At 38.4% G+C, this 26,062-nt stretch carries 21 protein-coding genes; 2 read left to right on the top strand and 19 right to left on the bottom strand.

Features of this window, described 5'->3' with window-relative positions; genetic code table 11:
* Window positions 1-183: 183 nt before the first annotated feature.
* Window positions 184-2,142 (bottom strand): DNA topoisomerase (ATP-hydrolyzing) subunit B, encoded by a 1,959-nt coding sequence (gene gyrB / locus ACVW0P_RS17145; protein WP_457133153.1) that lies wholly within the window; start codon window positions 2,140-2,142, stop codon window positions 184-186.
* Between the two features lie 182 nt (window positions 2,143-2,324).
* Here gyrB and ACVW0P_RS17150 point away from each other — a divergent pair, with 182 nt between their 5' ends.
* Window positions 2,325-2,918: an OmpH family outer membrane protein gene (locus tag ACVW0P_RS17150; RefSeq protein ID WP_457133154.1), complete on the top strand. Its 594-nt coding sequence runs from the start codon at window positions 2,325-2,327 to the stop codon at window positions 2,916-2,918.
* A 79-nt stretch (window positions 2,919-2,997) separates the two neighbouring features.
* The gene (locus tag ACVW0P_RS17155; protein WP_457133155.1) at window positions 2,998-3,477 is read left to right on the top strand and encodes a nucleoside deaminase; all 480 of its coding nucleotides are present in this window, start codon (window positions 2,998-3,000) and stop codon (window positions 3,475-3,477) included.
* An 8-nt stretch (window positions 3,478-3,485) separates the two neighbouring features.
* On the opposite strand, the gene kdsA is transcribed toward ACVW0P_RS17155, so the two are convergent.
* The 18 genes from kdsA to ACVW0P_RS17245 form a co-directional block, all read right to left on the bottom strand.
* On the bottom strand, window positions 3,486-4,265 hold the full coding sequence (gene kdsA / locus ACVW0P_RS17160) for a 3-deoxy-8-phosphooctulonate synthase (RefSeq protein ID WP_457133156.1): 780 nt from the start codon (window positions 4,263-4,265) through the stop codon (window positions 3,486-3,488).
* Window positions 4,252-4,992 (bottom strand): 3-deoxy-manno-octulosonate cytidylyltransferase, encoded by a 741-nt coding sequence (kdsB, locus tag ACVW0P_RS17165; RefSeq protein ID WP_457133157.1) that lies wholly within the window; start codon window positions 4,990-4,992, stop codon window positions 4,252-4,254. Before kdsB ends, kdsA begins: the two co-directional genes overlap by 14 nt.
* Window positions 4,993-4,995: 3 nt before the next feature.
* The gene (locus ACVW0P_RS17170) at window positions 4,996-5,931 is read right to left on the bottom strand and encodes a KpsF/GutQ family sugar-phosphate isomerase (RefSeq protein ID WP_457133158.1); all 936 of its coding nucleotides are present in this window, start codon (window positions 5,929-5,931) and stop codon (window positions 4,996-4,998) included.
* 105 nt (window positions 5,932-6,036) lie between these two features.
* A complete protein-coding gene (locus ACVW0P_RS17175; RefSeq protein WP_457133159.1) occupies window positions 6,037-7,707 on the bottom strand; it encodes a polysaccharide biosynthesis protein in 1,671 nt (556 codons plus the stop codon).
* Between the two features lie 602 nt (window positions 7,708-8,309).
* On the bottom strand, window positions 8,310-9,263 hold the full coding sequence (locus tag ACVW0P_RS17180) for an MraY family glycosyltransferase (protein ID WP_457133160.1): 954 nt from the start codon (window positions 9,261-9,263) through the stop codon (window positions 8,310-8,312).
* Window positions 9,260-10,168 (bottom strand): NAD-dependent epimerase/dehydratase family protein, encoded by a 909-nt coding sequence (locus ACVW0P_RS17185; RefSeq protein WP_457133161.1) that lies wholly within the window; start codon window positions 10,166-10,168, stop codon window positions 9,260-9,262. The genes ACVW0P_RS17180 and ACVW0P_RS17185 overlap by 4 nt, the downstream gene beginning before the upstream one ends.
* Window positions 10,161-11,285, bottom strand: coding sequence for a glycosyltransferase (locus ACVW0P_RS17190; RefSeq protein WP_457133162.1), 1,125 nt, complete (start codon window positions 11,283-11,285; stop codon window positions 10,161-10,163). Before ACVW0P_RS17190 ends, ACVW0P_RS17185 begins: the two co-directional genes overlap by 8 nt.
* A 30-nt stretch (window positions 11,286-11,315) precedes the next feature.
* Entirely contained in the window at window positions 11,316-12,236 is a 921-nt protein-coding gene (locus tag ACVW0P_RS17195; protein ID WP_457133163.1) for a hypothetical protein, read from the bottom strand.
* 3 nt (window positions 12,237-12,239) lie between these two features.
* On the bottom strand, window positions 12,240-13,541 hold the full coding sequence (locus ACVW0P_RS17200) for an MBOAT family O-acyltransferase (RefSeq protein ID WP_457133164.1): 1,302 nt from the start codon (window positions 13,539-13,541) through the stop codon (window positions 12,240-12,242).
* A gap of 132 nt (window positions 13,542-13,673) precedes the next feature.
* The gene (locus ACVW0P_RS17205; protein WP_457133165.1) at window positions 13,674-14,864 is read right to left on the bottom strand and encodes an ArnT family glycosyltransferase; all 1,191 of its coding nucleotides are present in this window, start codon (window positions 14,862-14,864) and stop codon (window positions 13,674-13,676) included.
* A 52-nt stretch (window positions 14,865-14,916) separates the two neighbouring features.
* Window positions 14,917-16,272, bottom strand: a complete 1,356-nt coding sequence (locus ACVW0P_RS17210; protein ID WP_457133166.1) for a glycosyl hydrolase family 28-related protein — start codon at window positions 16,270-16,272, stop codon at window positions 14,917-14,919.
* 79 nt (window positions 16,273-16,351) lie between these two features.
* Complete coding sequence (locus tag ACVW0P_RS17215; protein WP_457133167.1) at window positions 16,352-17,392, bottom strand: glycosyltransferase; 1,041 nt, start codon at window positions 17,390-17,392, stop codon at window positions 16,352-16,354.
* Window position 17,393: 1 nt separating this feature from the next.
* A complete protein-coding gene (locus ACVW0P_RS17220; RefSeq protein ID WP_457133168.1) occupies window positions 17,394-18,377 on the bottom strand; it encodes a polysaccharide pyruvyl transferase family protein in 984 nt (327 codons plus the stop codon).
* 9 nt (window positions 18,378-18,386) lie between these two features.
* Window positions 18,387-19,775 (bottom strand): lipopolysaccharide biosynthesis protein, encoded by a 1,389-nt coding sequence (locus tag ACVW0P_RS17225; RefSeq protein WP_457133169.1) that lies wholly within the window; start codon window positions 19,773-19,775, stop codon window positions 18,387-18,389.
* A 48-nt stretch (window positions 19,776-19,823) separates the two neighbouring features.
* Window positions 19,824-20,873: an NAD-dependent epimerase gene (locus tag ACVW0P_RS17230; RefSeq protein ID WP_457133170.1), complete on the bottom strand. Its 1,050-nt coding sequence runs from the start codon at window positions 20,871-20,873 to the stop codon at window positions 19,824-19,826.
* Window positions 20,874-20,877: 4 nt separating this feature from the next.
* Window positions 20,878-22,269 carry a UDP-glucose 6-dehydrogenase gene (locus tag ACVW0P_RS17235; protein ID WP_457133171.1) on the bottom strand — a complete coding sequence of 464 codons (1,392 nt, stop codon included), beginning with the start codon at window positions 22,267-22,269 and terminating at the stop codon, window positions 20,878-20,880.
* Window positions 22,270-22,313: 44 nt separating this feature from the next.
* The gene (locus ACVW0P_RS17240; RefSeq protein ID WP_457133172.1) at window positions 22,314-23,618 is read right to left on the bottom strand and encodes a nucleotide sugar dehydrogenase; all 1,305 of its coding nucleotides are present in this window, start codon (window positions 23,616-23,618) and stop codon (window positions 22,314-22,316) included.
* A 50-nt stretch (window positions 23,619-23,668) separates the two neighbouring features.
* Window positions 23,669-26,041, bottom strand: coding sequence for a GumC family protein (locus ACVW0P_RS17245; RefSeq protein WP_457133173.1), 2,373 nt, complete (start codon window positions 26,039-26,041; stop codon window positions 23,669-23,671).
* Window positions 26,042-26,062 lie beyond the last annotated feature (21 nt).

Raw genomic sequence — 26,062 nt, forward strand, 5'->3', positions numbered from 1 at the left:
TTTAAATGCGAGGCTTCACCTTTTACTTTAACTACCTTGTAACTCATTTTGTTGACCATTTATTAGTCAACTTTTTTCAGGACGAGACACTTAAAATATATTAGCCCCGCTTATTCGGCGGGGCTAATATTTCATATCAAGAAGCATCTGCAGATTTGGGATCTACGTATCTGAAAATATATTTTAGGTATCTATACGTGCGTAACGAGCATTTTTCTCGATAAACTCACGGCGCGGGGCAACTTCGTCACCCATCAGCATAGAGAAGGTGTGGTCGCATTCGGCGGCATTCTCAATAGCTACTTTTTTAAGTGTACGGTTAGCCGGATTCATGGTAGTATCCCATAATTGCTCGGCATTCATCTCACCCAAACCTTTATAACGCTGTACGTGTACACTATCCTCTTTACCCTGGCCTTTAAGGCGCTGTATAGCGGTATCGCGTTGTTCATCTGTCCAGCAGTATTCAAATTCTTTACCTTTTTTAACCTGGTAAAGCGGTGGCGATGCAATGTACACATAGCCATACTCAACCAATTCCTTCATATAACGGAAGAAAAAGGTAAGAATAAGTGTGGTAATGTGCGAACCATCTACGTCCGCATCCGTCATGATCACAATTTTGTGGTAACGTAACTTGGTTAAGTTTAATGCTTTCGCATCCTCGGGGGTACCGATGCTTACACCAAGACCGGTGAACATATTTTTTATCTCTTCGTTCTCGTAAATTTTGTGCTCCATGGCTTTCTCCACATTCAGGATCTTACCACGTAGTGGCAGAATGGCCTGGAACTCGCGGTTACGGCCCTGTTTAGCCGTACCACCCGCCGAGTCGCCCTCTACAAGGTAAAGTTCGCATAAAGTTGGATCGCTATTGGCACAATCAGACAGCTTGCCAGGTAAACCCGAACCTGTCATCACACTTTTACGCTGTACCATTTCGCGGGCCTTACGTGCAGCTGCACGGGCTGTAGCAGCAAGGATAACCTTCTGCACTATCATTTTAGCTTCCCGTGGGTTTTCTTCAAGGTAGTTACCTAAAATTTCGCCTACGGCCACGTTAACGGCACCACTCACCTCGCTGTTACCCAATTTGGTTTTGGTTTGCCCTTCAAATTGCGGCTCTTGTACTTTTACCGAAATTACAGCTGTTAACCCCTCACGAAAGTCATCACCGGTAATCTCGATCTTCATATTTTTCAACAAGCCCGATTTATCCGCATAAGCCTTAAGCGTGCGGGTTAAACCCATCCTGAAACCGGCAACGTGTGTACCTCCCTCAATAGTGTTGATGTTATTTACGTATGAGTGCACATTTTCGGTATAGGTATCGTTGTACTGGAAAGCCAGTTCAACCGGGATACCCTGCTTAATACCTTCCAGGTAAATTGGCTCCGGGATGATAGCAACACGAGTACCATCAAGGTATTTTATAAACTCCCTTAAACCCCCTTCAGAGAAAAATTCCTCCATTGGGAAAGAACCGTCGTCGTTAGTTTCGCGCTCATCTGTTAGCGTTAAGCGGATGCCTTTGTTCAAAAATGCAAGCTCGCGTAAACGGGTTGCCAGTGTTTCAAACTTATATTCGGTTGTAAGTGTAAATATTTCTGCATCCGGTTGGAAAGTTTGGGTGGTACCTGTTTTATCAGATACGCCAATCTCTTTAACCGGGAACAATGGTTTACCACGTTCGTATTCTTGTGTAAAAATTTTACCCTCGCGGTACACAACAGTTTTAACGTGTATAGATAGCGCGTTAACACAACTTACACCCACACCGTGCAAACCACCGGATACTTTGTAGGTATCCTTATCAAACTTACCGCCTGCGTGCAGCACGGTCATTACTATTTCAAGGGCTGATTTTTGTTCTTTAGTATTGATACCCGTTGGGATACCACGGCCATTATCTACAACGGTAATAGAATTGCCTTTGTGGATAGTAACGTTAATGGTATCACAATACCCGGCAAGCGCCTCATCTATCGAGTTATCAACTACCTCGTAAACCAAGTGGTGAAGGCCTTTTACGCCCGTATCACCAATGTACATCGAAGGCCTTTTACGTACGGCTTCTAAACCTTCTAAAACCTGTATATTATCCGCTGAATAATTTGATTTATCCTGATTTTTTTCGCTCATATTTGATTAATACAATAACCACCAAATTTACGAATTTAGCTTTGTATTAACTCGGATTATGTGCAACATTAATGCGATTGTGGATAAATATGACCTATAATAAACATCTTAATTAATGGTTAGGAAACTTGTGGCGAAAGATTATATTTGTCAAAATTTTTTTTAAGATAAACCCAATGAAAATGAAGGCTTCAATTGTTACAAAATCAGTATTAGCATTACTAATAGCTGCAGGTGTATCTGCTTGTAACCAAAATAAACCAGACGCTAAACCTGCTTCAACAACAACTGCAGGCACAACTGCCGACGGTCCTGAAATTGTTTACATTAACCAGGATTCTTTAGTATCTAAATACGATTACATTAAGGACATGGACAAGCGCCTTGGTGATAAAAGTAAAGCTGCGCAGACTGATGTTGCTTCGCGCCAGCAGGCTATCCAACGCGAGGTTGCTGAATACCAAAAAGCTGCCCCTACCATGGCGGCAGACCAACGTGCCGCTACCGAGCAACGCTTACAACGTAAAGGCCAGGAGTTTCAACAATATCAACAAAATGCAGGTGCACAAGTACAAAATGAGCAAGTAACTGAGCAAACCAAACTTTACGAAAAACTGGTTGAGTTTACTAAAGCTTACGCTAAAGAAAAAGGTTACAAAATGATCCTTACTTATCAAAAAGGTAATGCAACTGTTCTTTACGGCGACCCAAGCCTTGACGTAACTACTGAAGTAGTTAAGAGATTAAATGACGCTTACGCCAAAGACAAAAAATAGCATGTCAGATGTGCAAATAATTAAAATATAATTATTAAAAACCTCAGCTTACAGTTGAGGTTTTTTAATTTAGAGCAATATGGAAGACAAAGGCAACGAAAAGTTTATGCAGATGGCCATCGACCTGTCTGAATATAACGTAAAGCAATCGCAGGGCGGCCCCTTTGGTGCGGTGATTGTAAAGGATGGTATGGTGATAGCGCGCAGTGCAAACCGCGTTGTGCCTACTAACGACCCCACGGCCCATGCAGAGATATCGGTTATCCGCCTGGCCTGCCAGGAGCTGGAAACTTACAATTTAGACGGCTGCGAAATTTATACCAGTTGCGAACCCTGCCCCATGTGCCTGGGCGCCATTTATTGGGCACGCATCAGCAAAATTTACTATGCCAATACCAAAAAGGATGCTGCCGATATAGGTTTCGACGACCATTTTATTTATGACGAATTAGCGCAGCCTATGGAAAAACGCAAACTTCCTTTTGTACAAATGATGCACACTGAAGCCCTTGACGTTTTTAAACAATGGACGGAATCGGAAAGCAAGAAGGATTACTAATTAAATACTTACCCGATCAGCGATTTAATCAGTCCTTCCAGATCTTTTAGGTAAAGCATATTTGGCCCATCGCTCATGGCCTGGTCCGGGTCGGGGTGTGTTTCTATGAAATAACCGCTGGCACCAAATGCCTTTGCTGCATGTGCCATGTTTGGCACAAATTTACGGTCGCCGCCGGTTTTGCCCCCTGCACCGCCAGGGCGCTGTACCGAGTGGGTACAATCCATACAAACAGGATAGCCAAACTCCAGCATATCGGCAACATTCCTAAAATCAACTACCAGATTATTATATCCAAATGAGTTACCGCGCTCGGTAAGTATAATCTGGTCGTTACCGCTTTCTTTTACTTTTTGCGCAGGGTAAAACATATCCTGGCCCGATAAGAACTGCGCCTTTTTAACATTTACTATTTTGCCCGTTTCCGCAGCTGCTACCAACAAATCTGTTTGGCGGCAAAGGAACGCCGGAATCTGCAGAATATCTACCACTTCGGCACACGCAGCGGCCTGAAATGGTTCGTGGATATCCGTTGTAACCGGCAAGTTAAATTTCTCTTTTACGTTATTCAGCATCTCCATACCTTTAGCTAAACCCGGGCCGCGATAAGCACTTACACTGGTTCGGTTAGCCTTATCAAATGATGATTTAAAAACTATTGTAACCGGGTATTTAGCGCCAATTTCGGCAACCTTTTCGGCTACGGTGTAAAGCAATTCCTGGTTTTCCATTACGCATGGGCCAACAATAAAAAAAGGTTTTTGAGTGATGTTGTTATATAATCCCATTGTCTTTTATCTTTTTGCGTGCAAGTTCAAGGTCTTCCGGTGTATCTATCCCCTTCTCGATGCCTTTCACTTCAATCATTTTAATTTTATAGCCGTTCTCAATCGCCCTCAGCTGCTCCAGTTTTTCTGTGCTTTCTAAAAACGAAACCGGCATGGTAATAAACTGTTTCAGGAATGATGCTTTGTAAGCATACACGCCCATATGTTTTTTGTAAGCGGACGAATCTTTCACCTCCCCATCTCTCGAAAACGGTATAGCGAATCTTGAGAAATAGATAGCGTTTCCATTTACATCGGTAACAACCTTAACAAGGTTTGGGTTATTTAGTTCCGCTACATCGGCAACAGGCGCAAAAATACTGGCCATACCGGCGTCGCTTTGCTGTAATGCAATTATCAGCCTGTCAATGATGCTGGCATCAAAAAAGGGCTCGTCGCCCTGTACATTTACCACCATATCGCATGGTACTGTTTCTATAACCTCGGCAATACGATCTGTCCCGCTGGGGTGCTCCTCTTTTGTCATAAGTACGTTTGGAGTAAACGTTTTGCAAGCGTCAAATACTTCGGTGCTGTCGGCCGCTATCCAAATCTCGTGATGCAGGGTTGCTTTTAGGCAAGCTTCGTACACACGCTGTATAATAGGCTTTCCACCCAGATCAAGCAACATTTTACGCGGCAAGCGAGTTGATTTTAGCCTTGCAGGTATAACAATAATTACCTTCATCTGCTAAGCTTGGTTAAATATCTGGTAAACGCCGATAAGGACGTTATTATCGTTATGCACCAGCAGGGTAGTTATCTTGCGCTTCATCATAAGTTCCTCAGCGTCGTAAACCAACTCGTGTTCGTTAATTATCCGCGGTGAAGTATTCATCAGATCGCTAATAGGCAGGTGATAAATATCTTCATATTTTACTAATCCGCGGCGCAAATCTCCGTCGGTTATTACGCCTTCTACTTTATCCGGCGAGCCGACTATAACCATTCCCAGTTTGCCTTCACTCATTTGCAAAACCAATTGAGTGAAAGTAGCTTTGGTATTGATAAAAGGAAGTTTGTCGGTACGCATCAGATCTTTAACCCTTACCAATAATTTTCGGCCAAGCCTGCCTCCGGGATGGAAACGCGCAAAATCAGCGGGACTAAAATCTCTTGCCGTCATTAGTGCTACTGCTAAAGCATCACCCATAACTAACGTTGCGGTGGTGGATGATGTGGGCGCTAACTCAAGCGGACAAGCCTCCTGCTTAACGCAAACATTTAAATGGTATGTGGCGTTGGTAGCCAGTGTAGATTTAGCGTTTCCGGTTATAGCTATAAACGTATTTTTATTGTATTGTAGATAAGGTACAATTTTTAACACCTCTTCGGTTTCGCCGGAGTAAGATACAAGTAGAACCACGTCGTCGGTACTTATCATCCCAAGGTCGCCGTGAAAAGCCTCGGCAGGATGCATAAAAAAACTTGGGGTACCCGTGCTGGTGAAAGTGGCCGAGATCTTCTTGCTAATATGGCCGGACTTCCCCATCCCGCACACAACTAATTTACCTTTGGATTGCAGGATAGCGTTAACTGCCTGGTTAAACTGTTCGTCTATCATCGAAGCCACATACTGCAACGATGCAATTTCTATATCAAATACTTTTTGGGCAATACTTTTCATAAGCTGTAGTAGCTCGGGTATTATTTAGTATTGCAATAATACTCAATAAAATCAGATTAGATCAATGAACGGCCGTACCGCGCTAATAGTTTAAACTAAGATTACTTAGTCCTGCAATACCCGTAGTTTTTTTGGCTCTACTTCTATTTGTCCCGGATGTAGCAGGCTTTTTTTATCCAAATGTTCAAACTGTGAGTTTTTACTGATAAACTCAGGTACAATATCCTTCATTTTATTAACCATTGCCATATCATCATTTTGCTGATTTAGCAAAATAAGTTCGTTAATGTCATCGGTAACCTTTTTGTACGGGTATGTTATCACCTCTGAGATCTTAATCTTCTCGTGGTGGGTTGGCATGGTATGCTCGCCCTGGTTAAGCAATTCCTCGTAAAGCTTTTCGCCCGGGCGAAGGCCTGAGTAAACAATTTTGATATCCCGCTCGGGTTGTAAACCCGCAAGCTTAATCATTTTTAGTGCCAGGTCAACAATTTTAACAGGCTCGCCCATATCAAAAATAAATATCTCGCCACCTGTACCCATTGTACCGGCTTCCAACACCAAATGTACCGCCTCGGGTATGGTCATGAAATACCGTGTGATCTCCGGATGGGTTACAGTAATAGGGCCGCCTTTTTGGATTTGCGCCCTAAAACGCGGTATCACCGAACCGTTAGAACCTAACACATTACCAAAACGGGTGGTTATAAAGCAAGTGCCTTTGTTTATAGGGTTATCTTTTAATGATTGGATATAGATCTCGGCAATACGCTTGGTAGTCCCCATGATGTTTGAAGGATTAACAGCCTTATCGGTAGACACCATCACAAACTTATTTACACCGTGTGCAACTGATAGATCAGCAATATTTTTTGTACCTAACACATTCGCCCTAACCGCTTCTGATGGGTTCTCTTCCATCATTGGCACATGTTTGTAAGCAGCAGCATGATAAACAACTTCTGGTTTGTAATCTAAAAACAGCTTTTGCATACGATCGTGATTCCTGATATCCCCGATGAATATTTTTATCGGTATCTGTGCAAACTTTTCTTCTACCTCTAACCGGATCTCGTGCAGTGGCGATTCGGCCTGGTCACAAAGGATAACCATTGCCGGATCATATTGTAATACTTGCTGAACGATCTCTGAACCGATAGAACCAGCGGCACCTGTAATCAATACTCGCTTGCCTTGCAAATCTTCAGATATACGTGTAGTATCAATTTGTATTGTTTTACGCTGAAGCAGGTCCTCTATCTTTAGGTCTTTAATCTGCTGCATGTTAAGTTTACCGTAAATCCATTGATCTGATGGTGGTACAGTAAGTACTTGGATACCCAAAGCAAGGCATGTTTCCAGAGCCGTTTTTTTCGACTGCTCGTCAAGATGATGATTCATGATGATCATCTTATCTATGGCACGTTTTTCTTTAAGCTTTTCAAGTTTATTTATATCATAAACCCTCACCTGCTGTATTTCTTTATTGATCTTATTGTTATCAGCATCCACAAAACCTGCTATAACAAAGTTGGTTTGCGCGCTGGCTTCTAAAGCTTGTTTCACCAATACGGCACTGGTATCAGAACCGTAAATAAGTACCGTGGTTTTTTTTGAACTTGAATAGTTATTAAGGTAGTTGAACGCACTTTTCACACCGCTTCTCAAGAGAATGAGTAGGGTACTTGATACTGAGAAATTAACAAGCAAAACAAGATCGATGGTGGAAGATTTTACATGCAAGTAAGGTTTAACCCACAATGTAACTACCAGCATATATAATAAACTGCTGATAAACACCGACCCAAATATACGTAACACATCACGCGTATTTGAATACCTGATAAGACCTATATGTACCCTCATCACGTACATAACCAATGCGGCAACTATACAATAAACACCTGTATAAATAAAAAAGTAACCCCTTAATATATTTACAAAATCAAATCTGTTTACAATAAGATAAGAGGATGAAAAAGACCATGTAACAATAACAAAGTCTAATAACATTATTATCCAACGGGGTAAAACCTTGCTAAAAAGTAAGTATTTCTTCATAGGTACATTTTTGCCAATCTAAACAAAGATAAAGAATAATAATTCCATCGAGAAATAAGAAAATTATATTGAAATATAACCAATGTATTTTCTTGATACTTAACTTTAGATATTAACTATTAAACGCCTTAAATAACCTAACAGTTTAAAATTATAATTAACACCGTTTATTTAAAGACATAAGTATCGCACACATTAACAACACAATTGGGGGACATTTGTTGTTAAGGCAGCTCAAATATAAAAAAATAACATTATTAATTATAACTTATAGGCGTTTTTTATGCTAAACTTTCAAGATAACGTAGTAATATTTGTTAAAACGATGCCTTGCCCTTCATTAACTTTGGTTTGAATACTATGTATATAATTGCCAAGGAGGTTGTAATTGTTATAAAAATTATCCACTCTGATGCATTTATATACAAAACTATAAATGCTATTATAATAAATTGTACAAACGCATAGCATGCCGCCACTATTACATGCAACAACTTCCGCTCATTAGCCAGTATCTGGTAAAAATGCAGGCGATGAGCCTTAAATATATTTTGCTTTAATATTAACCTGTGTACTATAGTTAACACGGCATCTACTCCATAAACCGAAAGAAATAAAATGTAGGCCCAGTGTCCGCTTACTTGTATCAGCCTGAATAGTAAGAAAACTATCCAAAAAGCTATTGCTACACTGCCAACATCGCCAGCAAAGCATTTAGCCCTTTTGCGAAAATTAAAGAATAAAAAAGCCACACTCGCCAGCATTGGCAACCATATCAAATCAGCCTCTATAAATGCCTCGCCTTTTAAATTAACGTATTGTAACCCGGCAAGCACAACCAATGTATAGGCACCGGTAATACCGTTTATGCCATCCATAAAGTTGTACATATTTATAATACCAATACTAATAATATACAAGGCTATACATACATAAAAAGGAGTTTCAAAAATATTTAAGTATGCAAACATGAGCGTTACGGCAGCAATATGTACAACAACCCTAATCTTGCTTGAAAGCGTAATTCTGTCATCAATAAAACTTATTACGCTTATGGCAAGCAGGCCCACGCCAGGTAGCCAGTACTGAGGGTGCAATACTACCGCACAAACAATGGCGAATGTAAATATAACTCCACCACCGCGAATAGTAACTTCTGTATGCGAGCTGCGTTCATTTGGCTTATCAATAATGTTATAATGATCTGCTATTTTGAAATACAAAAGCATCACACCAAAAAAAACAAGCAGTAAAAAGGGGTATAGTATCATAACGTTATTTCGCTAAGCTTTTTAACCACAGAGGATGGCACCCACTTTATTGCGGCATGTAGCTTTTTATCATCGAATGTTAAGGTTGATGTTATTTTTTTCAATTTATTAGTATTAACGGGAAACCGGCTGCCTATTATATTACCGGCCCACCCTAATAGTTTAGCTAAAGGGATAGGTAAACTCAGGGGCTTTTTCTTATTCAATTGTTTAGAGATCACCGCCTCTAAATGCGAGAACATGGGATGCAGGCCATCTGTGACATTATAGATCCCGCCTATCTTTACGAGTTGAGGCAGTATAGTAGCAATATCTTCCGCCCATATAATGCTTTTGCGGGCATTTGCATTTCCAATGCTTAAATACCTGCCACTTTTTATACCATTGATCATAGCGCCAAGGTTACCCGGCGGGTTAATGCCGGCCACTAATGGAAGCCTCAATATAGTTAAGGTTATATCATTACGGTCAGCCCAATCAATCAAAAACTTCTCGGCCAGTATTTTTGATTTCGCATAGGGGGTTTCGCCGTTTAAAGCGTGCTCTTCTGTAATCAGTTCACCACTATCCAGCCCATAAACCGCTACAGTACTTATAAACACAAACTGCTTTGGCAACTTGCTAAAATTTTCGAGCCCTTTACACAGGTTTACGGTGCCCTCAAAATTAACATCATAAAACAACTGTTTTTCAGCCTCGGTTTTGGGCTCGGAGTGCGCTTTGCCTGCAGCATGAAAAACGACATCGTAGGCCTCGTTAAAAGCAGGTATTTCTATGGCTATATTGTAATTATAGGTGTTATTACTTACACCTAAAGTAATAACGTTATAGCCGAGTTGCTGCAATTGGGGAATGGTATTGCCAGCCAAAAAGCCAGAAGCCCCCGTATATAATAAATCAGGCATATAAAATTTTGTCTGCTATGGTTTTAAAAATCTGCCCTTGTTCAAATTTATCGTTAAATAAATTTAAACTGCTTTCTTGCATATTTTTTACCTGCCCGAGTGTAAGTGTTAAAAAAAATTCCATTTTCTGCTGCAAATCGGCAACGTTGCCAGGCTCAACTAAATAACCATTCACTGTATCTATACAGGTTTCTTTACACCCTTTATGGTTGGTTGTAATAATTGGCTTAGATAAAGCCAACGACTCGGTTAAAGACCTCGGCACACCCTCGGGGTAGTAACTTGGTAATACCACACAATCCGAGAGTTGTACAATCTCTTTAACATTTTTTTGGTAGCCGATGTATTTAATTGACGGGACAGATTCAATTTTTGACAGCACTTCTTTTTCGATACCCTTACTATCAAACCAACCGGCAATTAACAATACGGCATTAGGAAATTTATCTTTCAGATTTTTAAACGCTTCTACCAGTTCCAGTATTCCTTTTTCTTTTACAATACGGCTGCAAAACAAAAAATATTTATTATCAACAGCCATACCCCATTTTTCCCTGTCCGGAGCAGTTATCTGTATAAATTTCTCTTTGTTAACACCACTCCCATTTGTAAGAATAATTTTAGAGGGTTCGATAAATTTTTGTAATAAGATCTGGTCGTCGCTATTTTGTACAACAATAAAATCAGCTTTCTTTAAAATAGATAAATATGCTTTAAATACTTTGTTGATAAGTAAAGACGATCCTTGTTTATCCAGAAACCCAAGGCCGGCCACCGTAGCAACAACGGTTTTTACCTTTAGCTTTTTTGCTACATAAACACCTAATAAATTGGGAAAGAATTTATAGGTAAAAACGAGGTCGGGTTTTTCTGCCGCTATGATCTGTTTAAATTGTTTATATGTTTTAAATATGTCTGCAAAAAACTTCCACGACCTATTGTATTCATAAAAATAAACAGGATATGGGGTTTTAGCAACCTCTTCGGAATGCTTATCTTTTGGCACAATACCAAAGCATTGTTCAACACCTAAGCTTGTTAGGTAGTTTAAGAAGTTAACCCTGTAGGCAATATAATCTTCTCCGTAATGAGCTATTAAACAAGCTTTTTTAAACATAATTTTATTCAGGGAGCGTATATCTGCTCTTTATTTCTTAATGGCTTGTATAATTAGCTGCGTGTAAAGTGTGCTTCCGTTGTTATTCAGATGGGTCCTGTCGTGAAACAATTTACTATTATCTTCAGCAGCAAATGCATCGCTAAAATCAATAGTTTTCAACCCATATTTACTTAGTGTTTTATTTACTGTAGGCAACGGATTATTTTTAAATTTATTTAAAGTAGGCGATACTACAACCAACAGTTTGATCTTCCTTTTTTCTATAGTGGCGATCATTTCTTCAAATTTTCTAACCAGGGTAGTATCCTCTTTGTAATTGGTATTATTTCCTACAATTGTTTTATCGGTGGCGGTAAGTTTACTACCAAATAAGGCTTCATACCCATGATCGTTTTTTTGCCCAACACCTAACGCATGTTGCAGTATTGAACCCGGCAAAGAGTTAAACGCATACAGTTTGCTGACTTCCGACTTATAAATTTCGCGGGGGTTAATCTGATAAATAAGCTGCTTGATGTAGCTATTACGCCTAGTATATGGCAAAAAGGTACTTGTAAATATCTCTTTCTGCGTGCCTAATGTATCATAAGTAAAATCGTTTTGATTGATATCCAAAATAATATATTTAGGGCTATATCTTTTTAAAACTGATGTTATTAAAGCATAATTATAATCAAACTTAATACCATCTCGCCCTAAATTATAAGCAGATACCTGCAAGCTATCGCCAATTACAGACGATATGTAATGATGTGACGCCCTGGATGTGCCGAAAATTAATAGATTTTCATTTGCCTTTGATAAAGCGTAGGTGGTTGTAGAACTATCGCCTTGTTTCTCTTGATAAAACGCCCGTTCTATTAACGTGCCGAATACGTAATCTAAAACAAATAGTATAAGTAGTAGCAGTACAAACTTCTTTATTAATGTATAAAGTTGATTCTTCATTTTTTAAAACTGAAAATAAATGAACTGGCCTCCGTTAAATACACCAAACAATATAATAATGATGATAGACAGCGAATACCCTGCATACCTGATCACAGCGCTTTTATTGCTAAATACATTGAATTTTTGGGGATAGTATTCCTGTATATATTCAAAAAATAGCAACCCAAAAATAGCCGCTAAACTGTAAAAGAAACTTGCTGGTACGCCTAAAAACAAACCGCCACCTTTTAACGTGTATAAATTTTTACATATCAAAAGCGCCTCATGAACATTCCTGGCCCTGAAAAATATCCAGGCAAAACAAACTATGCCAAATATAAAAAGGTTAGAAAGCACGCGGGTAACGTATGTTTTGCGAAGAAATACATCAACTTTTAATTTCTTAAAAATAATACCGAATATAGAGTAAACGCCGTGCAGCGCACCCCATATTATGAAAGTCCAGCTGGCACCGTGCCATAAACCGCTAATCATAAAAACCACAAACACGTTGAAACACCATCTTGGTACTGCCACCCGGCTGCCGCCTAACGGAATATACAAGTAATCTCTAAACCACGTTGATAATGAAATATGCCATCGGCCCCAAAATTCCTGGATGTTTTTTGAAAAATACGGTCTTCGGAAATTGGTCATCAAATCAAACCCTAATATCTTAGCTGTACCTATAGCAATTTCTGAGTAGGCCGAGAAGTCGCAATAGATTTGAAATGCAAACATTACGGTAGCAACCAGGATAGATACGGCACTGTGTTTATCCGGATGATCGTAAACAGCGTTTACATAAATTGCAAGCCTATCAGCTATTACAAGTTTTTTTACAAACCCAACTAACACAATTTTAAAACCTTCAACAATACGGTTATAGTCAAAATTATGTTTTTCGTAAAACTGATGTATTACATTTTGAGGGCGCTCGATAGGCCCCGCAACCAGTTGAGGGAAAAACATTACATAAAGTGCATATATCCCAAAGTGCCGTTCGGCCTTCTGATTGCCTCTATACACCTCTATGGTGTAACTCATTGCCTGGAAGGTGTGGAAAGACAAACCTACAGGCAGTAATATAGAAAGGTTAGGTACATGATTGTTATAACCAATGCTATTTAGCAACAGCGATATGTTATCGTTTAAAAAATTATAATATTTAAAAACAGCCAATATACCTATGTTGGCAACCAGGCTCATTATTAAAAAAAGCTTCCTTTTTTTGCCGACGTTTTTTTCTATGAGCAACCCGGCATAATAGTCGATAACGATTGTAAAGCCTAAAATAAGTATATAAATAGGCAAAAAAACCATGTAAAAATAACAACTGCTCAATAGCAGAAGTAGCCATCGGTACTTATGCCCCATGGTGAAATAAATGCTGCAAACAATAATGAAGAATGCAACAAAGTGTAAAGAATTGAATAACATATGATAAGGTTCGGTTTAGTGAGCGGTAACGTTATTTATATCAATATCTTGTTCTGCCTGGCTTGCCATTTGTTGTTCGCGAAGCTTCTTCAAATAGTTTTTTCTACGAAGAGCCTTAAAGTCGACTGCTAATACAAGCATTAAAGGCAACAATTTTGCCCTGTGCCTTATTGCAGTACCGAAGTTTGAAACACCTAATGAAAATACGAAAGCCAGAGTTATGCTAATGATTAATATGAGGTAAGCTGTTTTATTTTCCTTGATAACCTTACGGTTTTTATAATAAGACCAGGCCATTAAAAGATACATCCCGGCATCAATTATACCAGCCAGGTGACTCGCCTTTTTTACCATGAATGGCAGTACCGGCGAAAATAAAAACGCAACATACCGTAGAGGGAGTTTCCAAATATCAGTTATACCATTACGTATTTTCATCCACTCGGGGTACCCGGCCGTACCCATTACAGAGTGGGCTTCGCCACTTTCAAAAGTGTCGAAAGCGTTTTCAAACGATCCGCCAAATTTACTTAAGCCAAATCCAGTATAATTTACAATCATCAAACCGCCAGCAACCAATATAAACATCATCACTTTAGCAGCCGGCGATTTGTTCTTTCCCTCTTGTGATATCAAGAAAATCCCCATACCAAACCCGAGCAGCACCGCTATCAAAGCTGAGTGGAACAGGATACAAAGCCCGGTATATATAATAAATAATACAATATGTGGCTTTTTCTTGTACTTCCAAAACTTAATAAGTGATATTACAGCTAACGAAAGGAAAAAGTGAATAGGCACTTCTCTCAAAATAACCGCCGATAGCTCTGCCAATTCAGGAAATAACGCTGCGAACCAACCTACCCTTATCGCCTGGGTCCTATCATTCCATAACAGATAGGTCGCTTTATATATATTGTAAACCGTGGCAGTACTTAAAATAACCAGTATTAAACTCCATAACCAAGGCACTCGGCCAAATATAGAATATAGTGCCGAGCCTATTTTAATAAAACTACCAGCACCCGATTCTGAAAACTGATCTGCAGGGGGATTTTTAACCTTGGTCCATTCCCAAGCTAACCGTTCAAAACGCCTGTCGTCTTTTCCGCTATCAGGTAACTCAAAAAAGTTCATTTCTACAACTACCAGCGTTAGCCTGAATAAAAAAGCAACTACTAATACTACAACTATAGATTTATTCATGCTTTATTAATTACGCTAAAGTTATTTGTGCTAAGTATATCATTTTAAAGCATTAATCAGCTATCAACTTTGTACCGGCATATGAAACCTTGGGTTTTATGCCAAACTTGTCGGTAGAAAATGTATTCTTTTGTGATCTCGCAGCATTATTAATAAGTGGTGTAACTACACCTGATACAGCAGAAGGTATTTGCACTCTATTGTTTTCAAAAATAAGATCTTTTGACGTAAGATATGGAAAGTATGCTTTAGAAGGATTTTTAGAGGTACAAATTATATCGTTATTGGATATTTTTACCTTATTAAACATATTTGCCTGGTTAGCAGATACTATCCCTCTAAAAGCGCTTCTGATGGTGCTGTTTTTGATTTCAACATTACCGCCTGTGCGGCCGGTCCAACTGGCGTAAACACTTCCCTGTTTAGTTCCGCAGTCTATATCGCAGCTATCCACAACCAAGCTGTCTGCAGCTAATATCATCGTATATTTTGATAGGCTTGTTTGCGATTTGATAGTGCATTTAACCAGTTTAATATTAGCAGTAATTTTGGGGGATATACTCATGAACTGTGCACCCATATTATTTGCAAATGTACAATTTCTAAATACTATCCCGCCCATTTTAGCACCTGCGGGGATTACCTGTGGCTCAATATCGACGCCTGCCGATGGGGCATGGCGGGTATAAGCACCGTCGGTTATGCCTGTGTTTATAAACTGGCAGTTATCAAAAAGGCCTTTATACAAATGAGTTATAGACATGCCCTGCCTGCCATTATTTGAACTGATGGAATTAGTTATAATAACATTTCTGCAACCCTTGATACCCCCAATATAAATGCCGTCCGTTTGGCCATGATGGGTATAAACGTTAGATATGTTTACATTCTCGCAATCCCAAAGCTGGATAAGATGCCCGCTTCCCTCCGTAGTTTTAGGGTCTCGTGTCATCCTATTAATATTACCATTAATTTCTAAACCTTTGATAGTAACGTTTTGGCACTTAGATATTGAGATAGGTATAACAGCCTCAGTAGTGCTTTTTTGTAATCTACCCACTAACAAATCGGCTGCCCTAAAGAAGTTTCCATTTACAGAGATAACTGCTTTGTCGCCAATTATTGAAAGACCATTGCAACCAGAAAACAGGATATCCGCAACCGGGTTGTTTTTAGTATTGTATTGCGCGATATAATATTTACCCGCGGGGAAATAAACCGTTCCGGATCCATTTGCGTTTACTGCCTTTGCAACTTTAATCAATGCATTATAATTATCAGTCACGCCGTCGCCATTTGCCCCATAATCTTTCACATTAAACGTTTTACCAATACTGTTACCATAAACGGCAGATGTTGTAACAGTAAATAGAAGTATAAGCGTTTTTATCAATTTCTTTGTTTTCATAACTTCTGTTGGTTAATTCAATACTTTTCCAGACATCTAACGTTAGATCCGGCTTTTTAACATAGACCTATTTTATTGCTTAATGTTTAAGCACACTTTGGTATATCAACTTATAGTTCAAATAACATTTATTTATATCGAATTTTTCGTAAACCTCTTTTTTAAATTTCGCAGCTTTTTCAAGCGCCTCATCGTAATGCTCCATTATATGCTGTAACGATAAATGGAAATTTGGAAGCTCGGTAAGGTACGCTGCGTCTTCACTTAAAAAAATTGGGATACTGCCCACAGGTGTAGTAACAATAGGCAGGCCACAAGCACCTGCCTCTAATATTGAAATAGGCATCCCCTCCCATAATGATGGCGTGATCAGGCAACTTACATTCGCCATAATTTGGGGGATGTCCTGCCTGAAACCTAAAAATTCAAAATAATCCTGCAACGATTGTTGAGCGATCAAGTCCTCCAGCGATTGCCGCATATTGCCTTCGCCAACTACAACTATTTTAAACTTGTGCTTATCTTTTAGTTTCTTAACCAGATCAACCAAATAAAGCGGATTTTTTTGATGTTCCAACCTCCCTAAAAACAAGCATGTAAAAACATCCGGTTTTTGCAATGGGGCATTGTATAAACTTAAATCTATTCCATTTGCAATTACAACTGGGTCTGACTTTTGGTACCAGGTCCTTGATTTTTTTGAAAATATAACATCTTTATCCCTAAGCCCCCGGGTAAAAAATAAGAAAAAACGTCTTAATTTGCTTCTAACAAAGTCGTTATGCAGCGTAAAAACAATTTTATGCGATACAAATGGCTTTAATAAGCAGCTCAAAAAAAACGCATGGAATAAGTGGGCGTGTACTACTGTATTTTTATTTTGTTTAATAATATGATAATACTGCTTTAAGCCACTTAAAAAGTTGGCTTTGGAGGTTATGCCTAAAGAAATTGGCGAAACGCCCATTTCTTCAAACCGTGGCCTTAATTTATCCTTATTAGTAATGTACACTACAGAACAAGTAACCTTCTTGTCCTGCAGGTTCATTTTAGTTAAATTATAAACCAGGTTTTCGGCACCGCCGCCGCTTAAGCCGGTAATCAGTTGAATTACGTGCATATTATTTAACAAATGCGAAGGCCTTTTCTTTAAGTTTAACGGCCATTTCTACATGCCTGGTTGGGTTGGTAAATTTACTGTCGACACCAATTTTACCATTAAAATCAAAGTTGGCCTGTATTTCGCCTTTATCGTTAATGTTAATGGTATTGAACAGATCAGATATACCCGAGAACCTGCTCATGTCTGAACTGTTATTAAACCCGTAATTAATGAAGATAACAGGTGTACCCAATGCAAGGCAAGGTAATGCACAATGTATCCTTGAGGTAACAACAAGTTTGGCGGCCGCAAATTTATGTAACAGCGCTTCGGCTTCTTCAAACCTGCGTTCTTCGCTGTGCGAGCCGGATAGTTTATGTTTTACATATTCGGCGTTCTCTAAAAATTCGTCGGTAATAAGTTGTTTTAAGATTCGTTTTCTTTTACCAAACCTAAAAATCTCGCCGCTTATAATAGCCTTTATAAATTGGTTAGGCCCGTACATCATTTTACCCCAATGCGGCAGCAAAAACAATGGATCGGCCATATAAACTTTGTCGGATTTTTTATCAGTTTTGTATTTGACGTCTAAAGTGGTAGTTATACACCCACTAAAGTACGAGTCGATGCCTTTTTCCTGCAATACACTTAAAGTATAGGTATCGCGGCAGCCAATCGGCCCCTGTTCTTTTAAATATGCAATAGTTTCTGGTGTTAAAACCTTGTCTTTTGCGTTTGCATTTAAATGGAACGATACCCAAAGCGGGTTGATCTTTGCCGAAGGTGGAAACTCATCTGGGTTGAGAATATACCATCCGTTCATGATCATTTTAATATCGTCGCCTTTGTAGCTTTTTAATTTCTCGCGCTCTACAAATACATCTACTTTAGGCAGGTATTGTTTTGCTGCAAGGCTTTGTACGTAATCGCCCACGTTATATGTTGGGTTTGCCGGATAAACCATTAAACCAAATTTTTGCTCTGAGTTACTTGTATTTTGCATGAGTAGAATTTATTTGAATACCATTTTTTTTAATTTGACAATAACCTCGCTATTTAAAAATAGGAATATACCTATTGCTAAAACCAAAAGGATGTAATTTATATATTTGAAGTGTATTAGTAATGCTAATGAAAAAACCACACATAACACTGTTAACGAAATAAGCTTTAACATGTTAACTTTTAAATTGATCTCCTTTTTCAGATCGATATACCTATAAACAAACATAACCATGAAACTTAAAAAAGTCCCCAATGCTGATGAATACAGGCCTATATGTTTGATGAGCAGTAAAACAACAACAATATTGGTAACACCACCCGCAATGCTGGTTACAAATATACCTTTAGTATTACCCGATTTGAGGTAGTATGCCCCAAAATAAGCTGAAAACGCCGAATATGCCGCTCCTATAAACAACATGGGCATGTATTTATAAGCATCTATAAAGCTGCTGCTAACAATACCTTCAACAATGATTTTTGAGGCAGAAATAAGCACAAGAACAAATGATAGTTCAAAGGTATAGAACCTATCGAACGTTTTACTATCTATACTGCTGTCTTTAGACGTCATGGAATGATCCTGCCAAGCCAGTATAAATATGGTATTTAAAATAGTAATGATGCTTGGTAATCTTGATGATATGGCATATATACCGTTTGAATTTACTCCTAAGTAATACAGTATCAAAAATTTATCGGCAGCGTTTACCAGCCACCAGCTTATGCTATTAGGTATTAGTGGCAAACAATATTTAAGCATCTGCTTTTGTAGCGCGGTCGAATATAGTTTGAAATTGATGAACTTATAAACTCCCGAAAACTGCACCAAAATTATACAGGTGGCAAAATTAGCTATGATCAACGCCAAGAACAGCGCTTCCAATTTCATTTTTAAGCCGATAAGAAACAAAATGTTAAAGCCAAGAACAAACACCGCGTTTGACAAACCGGCTATCGCATACAGCTTGTTTTTCTGCAATCCCCTGGTAACCTGCTGAAAATATGGGAGAAATATAGAGGATAACAGTATGGCCGCAAAATGGTATTTATAATTAAGCGGCACAAACGCGCCTACGGTAAAATAAGCTGCTAAAAATATAACCGAAGTAACTATTATTATCAAAAGCCCGTTTGTAATTATTTTGCTTCTTAGCGCATCATAATCTTCGGCCTCCCTGTTTAAAAGCCATTTGTAAGCGGCATCTGATATTTGTAAAGAAACAAAAGGCACAAACATGCTAATGGTAGTAAGCACCACATCATATTCACCAAGTTCTTTTTTTGAAAGGTAAAAAGACAGTATAGGTAAAAGGGAAAAGGTTAATAACTTTGAACCTAAATTACCAATAGTGTATATAAAAGTATTTTTTAAAAGGCTTTTACTTTGATTCATATTTACTTTTATAACACATTGCACATCTGTTTACTGGTCAGCATGTGGTTATTTATAATATTCTTTGTACCATAGTATAAATTCGTTTACGCCTTCATCAACTAAGGTAGATGGGCTATAACCAACGTCCTCTTTCAAGTTCTCTACATCTGCCCAGGTTGCAAGCACATCGCCCGGCTGCATGTCCATAAAATCTTTATTGGCCGTTACGCCTAAAGCTTTTTCCATAGCACTTATAAAATCCATAAGCTTTACCGGTTTAGAGTTGCCTATGTTGTATATGCGAAATGGGGCGTAAGAGGATGAACTGTCTGGGTTGTCGCCATTCCACTCCGGGTTAGGTGCAGCAGGTTTATCCAGCACTGCAATAACCCCGTCAACAATATCTGTAACGTAAGTAAAATCGCGCTGCATATTTCCGTTATTAAAAACCTTAATAGCTCTGCCATTAAGCACAGCATCGGCAAATAACATTGGTGCCATATCCGGCCTCCCCCATGGGCCGTAAACGGTAAAGAAACGCAGGCCGGTAGTATTGATATTAAACAAATGGCTATAAGTATGCGCCAGCAATTCATTTGACCGTTTGGTAGCCGCATATACCGAAACCGGGTGGTTTACCGGATCTTGAACATGGAATGGCATTTTTGTATTTGCACCATAAACAGAACTTGAAGATGCATATACCAAATGCTTAACAGGGTAATACCTGCAAGCTTCTAAAATATTTATGAAACCTTCAATATTTGATTTAATATAAGCTTTAGGGTTTTCTATAGAATAGCGTACACCCGCCTGAGCTGCCAAATTAACAACTGCATCAAAATTTTGCTCCTTAAAAAGTTTAGTTAATAATTCGCTGTCTTCAAGGTCGGCTTTAATAAAGCGGTAAGTCTTAAACTTTGAACTCTGTATAAGCTTACCTTCTTCAATTAATTTAATGTCTATACCGCTTTCATTTAAACGGCCATATTTTAGGTTTACGTCGTAATAATCATTTATATTATCAAACCCTATCACTTCATCACCATTCTTTATTAACTGGTTAGCCAAATGAAACCCTATAAAGCCAGCCGCGCCTGTAACTAATATTTTCATAGCCTTATTTTCCTATTGTTGTGTAATTAAAGCCTATTTCCATCATAGTTTCTGCAGATAAAAGATTCCTGCCATCAAAAATAAATGCAGGTTTAAGCATGCTGTCATATATTTTTTGCCAATCATAGCTTTTAAATTCGTCCCATTCTGTTAAAATAGCTACTGCGTGTGCACCCTTACAAGCGTCGTAAGGGTCTGTACTAATCTGAACGGCCTTTTTATTTTCCTCGGCGTTGCGTGTTTGCAGATAGTTTAAATCGCCATAGATTTGATTTTCTTCTACCTTCGGGTCGTAAACTATAATATTTGCCTGCTCCTGGATCAAGTGATCGGCTACATATATAGCGGCCGACTCGCGAGTATCATTCGTATCCTTTTTAAATGCCCAACCCAAAAATGCTATACGTTTACCCGAAACGGTATTATAAAGCATTTTAACAATTTTATTGCTAAATCTTCTTTTTTGGTGGTCGTTCATAGTTATAACCTGTTCCCAGTAATGCGCAACCTCTGTTAAACCGTACGACCCTGCTATGTAAACCAAATTAAGAATATCCTTTTGAAAACATGACCCGCCAAATCCTACTGACGCATTTAAAAATTTAGGCCCTATACGGCTATCTTTCCCAATTGCCTTGGCAACTTCGCTAATATCGGCACCTGTTTTTTCACAAAGTTCAGACAAAGCGTTAATTGATGATATACGTTGAGCAAGAAACGCATTAGCTGTAAGTTTTGACAATTCTGAAGACCAAACATTAGTAGTAAGTATGTTTTCAGGATTAACCCAGTTCGCATATATTTCAACTAAAGCCTTTACAGCTTCCTGGCCTGCCTCATTGGTATCGCCACCAATTAATACACGATCCGGATCAAGTAAATCGGTAACTGCGGTACCTTCTGCTAAAAATTCAGGGTTTGATAATATCTGAAACTGAACCCCATTACCTGTATTATCAAGTATACTTTTTATGGCTTCTGCTGTACGCACAGGCAGCGTTGATTTTTCAACAACTATTTTATCATTTTTTGATACGCTTGCAATTTGCCTTGCACAAAGCTCTATATATTTCAAATCTGCAGCCATCCCTTTACCAGAACCATATGTTTTAGTTGGGGTGTTTACAGATATAAATATCATCTGTGCTTCATCAATTGCTTTATCAACTTCGGTTGAAAAAAACAAATTACGCCCCCGGGCCTCAGCAACAATATCGCTTAAACCAGGTTCATAAATAGGGATGTTTTTAGTATCGGAATCGTTCCAGGCATTAATCCTGTCTTGATTAAGATCTACTACGGTTACTTTTATGTGCGGGCACTTATGAGCCATTACGGCCATTGTAGGGCCACCAACGTAACCTGCACCAATACAGCATATGTTTGTAATTTTCACCTTATTGTGTTTAGCTGTTATTATATTTTTATCTTAACTCTGTGTTATAATCTCCCGTCAATTATATCTCTGGGCAGTACTGATTTTATATCGAATATGACAGCATTAGCGTTTTTAATCGAACTAAAATCAATTTTAGTAAACTGGGTATGCGCAACTGCCAAAATAACGGCATCATAAGTTTTGCTAATGTTATCAATTAATTTAATATCATACTGCTCTTTAACCTCTTGCGCATTTGCCCATGGGTCAAAAACATCAACAGACATTCCTAATTGAATCAGCTCGTTATATATATCAATAACTCTGGTATTTCTAATATCCGGGCAATTTTCTTTAAATGTTATTCCCAATATTAATGTTTTGGCATTCTTTACATTATGATTTTTTTTGATCAAAAGCTTTATAACCTTGTTGGCTATAAATACGCCCATATTATCATTTATACGCCGCCCGGATAATATTACCTGTGGATGATACCCTAACGATTCTGCCTTGTGAGCTAAATAATAGGGATCAACCCCAATACAATGCCCACCAACCAAACCTGGCTTATATTTCAAAAAATTCCATTTAGTACCAGCTGCCTCCAACACATCAGTGGTATCAATTCCCATTCTGTCAAATATCAGTGCCAACTCGTTTATAAACGATATATTGATATCTCTTTGTGCATTTTCTATCGCCTTTGATGCTTCAGCAACTTTTATACTTGGGGCCTTATGTGTACCGGCAGTTATTATCGAGTTATATAGCTTATCAACAAGGTCTGCTGCCTCTGGCGTTGAACCCGATGTCACTTTTTTAATGTTGGTTAGAGTATTTATCTTATCACCAGGGTTAATACGCTCGGGCGAATAGCCGCAAAAAAAATCACGATTATATATAAGACCACTATTTTCTACCAGGACAGGTACGCAATCATCTTCTGTACATCCCGGATAAACCGTAGATTCATAAATTACAAGATCATTCGCTTTTAATGCCTTTCCAACTATTTTTGACGCCTCTTTTAGCTGTGTAAGATCCGGAGATTTAAACTGATCTAATGGCGTGGGGACAGTTATGATAAACACATTACAATCCTGTATGTCACTAACGTTATTGGTAAAGGCTAATCTAAAACCTTCATTAAAGCCTTTATCATTAATAATATTTAAAATATTAGCTTCGGCTTCTAACGTACTATCATACCCTCCAATTAATGCGCCGATCCTTGCCTCATTTATATCGTAACCGGTAACCTGATATGTTTTTCCAAACTCGATAGCCAGGGGTAAGCCAACATAACCCAACCCTATCACGGCAATTTTTAGTGGTTTGGTACTATCAATATCTACAGTTGGCACAAACATTAATTACTTGGATAAAGTATGATTATTAAAAAAGACCGTATTTTTTATTTCTTCTTCTTTAAAAAACTAAACAATCCTTTTTTAGATTCTGAATCATCGCCCTCTTGATAATAACCACCATTGCCATAACCATAGCCATAGCCATAACCATAACCATAACCATAACCTCCTTTTGTATCAATAGAGTTCATTACAATATTAAGGTTTGCAAACTTTTTGGTTCTGTAGAAATTATCTATAGAATAAATATGACTCTTTGCCGTGTAATTATGCCGAACAATGAACATTGTTGCATCAGAGAATTCGCTTAAAATTTGTGCGTCAGTAACCAAGCCGATAGGGGGGGCATCTAATAGTATGTAATCAAAATCCAATCTTAGCTTTTCTATCAATTCTTTAATCTTACCGTTAAGTAACAATTCGGCAGGATTTGGGGGTATAGGCCCGCTTGATATAATATAATAATTCTCCTGTTGCGGAACTTTCGTCACAATATCTTTGTAATCAACTTCACCTATTAAATAATTAGATAAACCTTTGAAGTTATCAATCTCTAACCCGGCGCTAAGTTTTGGTTTACGCAAATCGAGTTCTAAAATAACCACCTTTTTGCCAGACATGGCTAAACTTGCCCCCAGGTTAAGTGATATAAACGATTTACCTTCACCACTTATACTCGAGGTAAACAATAAAGTTTTCTGTGCATTGCCGGGGATAACAAAATTTAAGTTCGTACGTAACGCTCTTAATTGCTCAGCAACCATAGATCGTGGTTTGGTAGCAACAAGCAATGCAGATGAATCTGTTGAGTGAGATACCTCGGCTAAAATTGGCGCTTTAGTAACTCTTTCAATATCCTGGCGTTTTAATACTTTAAAGTTAAGCATGTCTTTCAAGTAAATAACAGCTGCCGGGAGAATAAGCCCAAACACCAAAAATATACCAAAAATAAGCGGCTTAACAGGTTTAACAGGTGATTTTGTACTTCTGGCAGAATCAATCGTACGGCTGTCTGCCGCCGTAGAGGCCAATGATATTTCCGATTCTTCCCTTTTTTGCAGCAAGTAAGTAAATAAATTGTTTTTGATCTCCTGCTGGCGCATTACATCAAGCAAGCCCCGTTCTTTAGATGGAACCTGGCTAATTACCGATTGAAAGGTTGTGTTTTTTCTTTCTAATTGCTGCTTTATAGTTTCTAAACCATCACGCAGGTTTTTTACCGATAAAGTTATGGCGTCTTTTAAAGAATTTATTTGATCGCTGATAGAGGTAACAATAGGGTTTGTAGCCGGCACAGTCTGCAACAGGCTATTTTTTTTCAATTGCGCTTCGCCTATTTGGTTTACAAGGCTTAACAAGGTTGGGTCATCAATACCCAGCATCGATGGTATTTGAGCCTGCCCTGTACTTGTACTGGCAAGGTACCTTTCAATATTCCTTAAAACACCCAATTGAATATTTACCTTACTCAGTTCGGCATCATTGCTTTGTACACTTTGTAAAAATATTTGTGATTGCGCGCTAATGTCAGTGATCTTATTACCTGATTTATAGTTCTCCACTTTCATTTCCGCCGTACCAAGCTCCTCCTGCAGTTTTTGTAATCGGCCTTCAATGAATGCTAATGTAGTTGAGGTAACTTTGTTTTTATCATCAACAGCCGCCTTATTATATTCGTAAATAAGCCTGTCTAATATATCCTTACCCCTTTTAGGTATGGCATCCTCAAGTGTTATTATTAATACTGTTCCCTGCTTACTTACAGGTGTTATGGTGATTTTGTTATTAAGGGTTTCTACAACATTTGTAGCATCATTAAATACCACATCCATCGTATTGTTTATTTCAGCCGGGTTAAATGATTTAACCACTACTATAGCGGAGCCGGCTTCAAAATTAAACGGTTTATTTACAGGGTACTTTTTGCCGTTAATTTCTACTTGGTTTACGTTTAATAAACGCATGGAATAAATAAGCGAGTAATCTAAAGCATTAGCGGTTTTTAATAATTGCACTTTATAGGGCAAATTACCATAAATAGCCCTATTTCTGACACCGCCGGTCATGTAATAAGATGTCTGCAACTCTAAAGCACTCACTACCCTATCTAAAATAGTGTATGATTTTAAGATCTGCATCTCATTATCAATGATCTTATCAGATGAAAACAAATCAAGATCTTTTAAAAGATCGGCCTGGCCACCCAAACTGCCTTTATTGTCTTTTATTAAAAGGTCTGTCTCGATTTGAAACAGCGGAGTGGTAAGCTTGATAAATGTAAATGCTAAAATAGAGGCAAGCACTATCGAGAACAAAAACCAACCCCAGTTACTTATATACTTATGTAGTGCTTCACGAAGGCTAAAGTCTTTTTCTTCGTCATTGTCCAGATTATTTAAATCAATATTGTTTGCCATAAAAATGAATGTTCTTTATAG

It is taken from the genome of Mucilaginibacter sp. UYNi724 (assembly GCF_054057495.1).

What these genes read in the sequence shown, in the direction of transcription:
- ACVW0P_RS17150 (WP_457133154.1), top strand. Translation starts at nt 2,325, where the DNA reads ATGAAGGCTTCAATTGTTACAAAATCAGTATTAGCATTACTAATAGCT.
- ACVW0P_RS17175 (WP_457133159.1), bottom strand. Translation starts at nt 7,707, where the DNA reads ATGCTGGTAGTTACATTGTGGGTTAAACCTTACTTGCATGTAAAATCT.
- ACVW0P_RS17230 (WP_457133170.1), bottom strand. Translation starts at nt 20,873, where the DNA reads ATGAAAATATTAGTTACAGGCGCGGCTGGCTTTATAGGGTTTCATTTG.
- ACVW0P_RS17220 (WP_457133168.1), bottom strand. Translation starts at nt 18,377, where the DNA reads ATGCAAAATACAAGTAACTCAGAGCAAAAATTTGGTTTAATGGTTTAT.
- kdsA (WP_457133156.1), bottom strand. Translation starts at nt 4,265, where the DNA reads ATGGGATTATATAACAACATCACTCAAAAACCTTTTTTTATTGTTGGC.
- ACVW0P_RS17195 (WP_457133163.1), bottom strand. Translation starts at nt 12,236, where the DNA reads ATGAAGAATCAACTTTATACATTAATAAAGAAGTTTGTACTGCTACTA.
- ACVW0P_RS17200 (WP_457133164.1), bottom strand. Translation starts at nt 13,541, where the DNA reads ATGGTTTTTTTGCCTATTTATATACTTATTTTAGGCTTTACAATCGTT.
- ACVW0P_RS17185 (WP_457133161.1), bottom strand. Translation starts at nt 10,168, where the DNA reads ATGCCTGATTTATTATATACGGGGGCTTCTGGCTTTTTGGCTGGCAAT.
- ACVW0P_RS17190 (WP_457133162.1), bottom strand. Translation starts at nt 11,285, where the DNA reads ATGTTTAAAAAAGCTTGTTTAATAGCTCATTACGGAGAAGATTATATT.
- ACVW0P_RS17210 (WP_457133166.1), bottom strand. Translation starts at nt 16,272, where the DNA reads ATGAAAACAAAGAAATTGATAAAAACGCTTATACTTCTATTTACTGTT.
- ACVW0P_RS17245 (WP_457133173.1), bottom strand. Translation starts at nt 26,041, where the DNA reads ATGGCAAACAATATTGATTTAAATAATCTGGACAATGACGAAGAAAAA.
- ACVW0P_RS17180 (WP_457133160.1), bottom strand. Translation starts at nt 9,263, where the DNA reads ATGATACTATACCCCTTTTTACTGCTTGTTTTTTTTGGTGTGATGCTT.
- gyrB (WP_457133153.1), bottom strand. Translation starts at nt 2,142, where the DNA reads ATGAGCGAAAAAAATCAGGATAAATCAAATTATTCAGCGGATAATATA.
- ACVW0P_RS17225 (WP_457133169.1), bottom strand. Translation starts at nt 19,775, where the DNA reads ATGAATCAAAGTAAAAGCCTTTTAAAAAATACTTTTATATACACTATT.
- ACVW0P_RS17205 (WP_457133165.1), bottom strand. Translation starts at nt 14,864, where the DNA reads ATGAATAAATCTATAGTTGTAGTATTAGTAGTTGCTTTTTTATTCAGG.
- ACVW0P_RS17215 (WP_457133167.1), bottom strand. Translation starts at nt 17,392, where the DNA reads ATGCACGTAATTCAACTGATTACCGGCTTAAGCGGCGGCGGTGCCGAA.
- ACVW0P_RS17155 (WP_457133155.1), top strand. Translation starts at nt 2,998, where the DNA reads ATGGAAGACAAAGGCAACGAAAAGTTTATGCAGATGGCCATCGACCTG.
- ACVW0P_RS17170 (WP_457133158.1), bottom strand. Translation starts at nt 5,931, where the DNA reads ATGAAAAGTATTGCCCAAAAAGTATTTGATATAGAAATTGCATCGTTG.
- kdsB (WP_457133157.1), bottom strand. Translation starts at nt 4,992, where the DNA reads ATGAAGGTAATTATTGTTATACCTGCAAGGCTAAAATCAACTCGCTTG.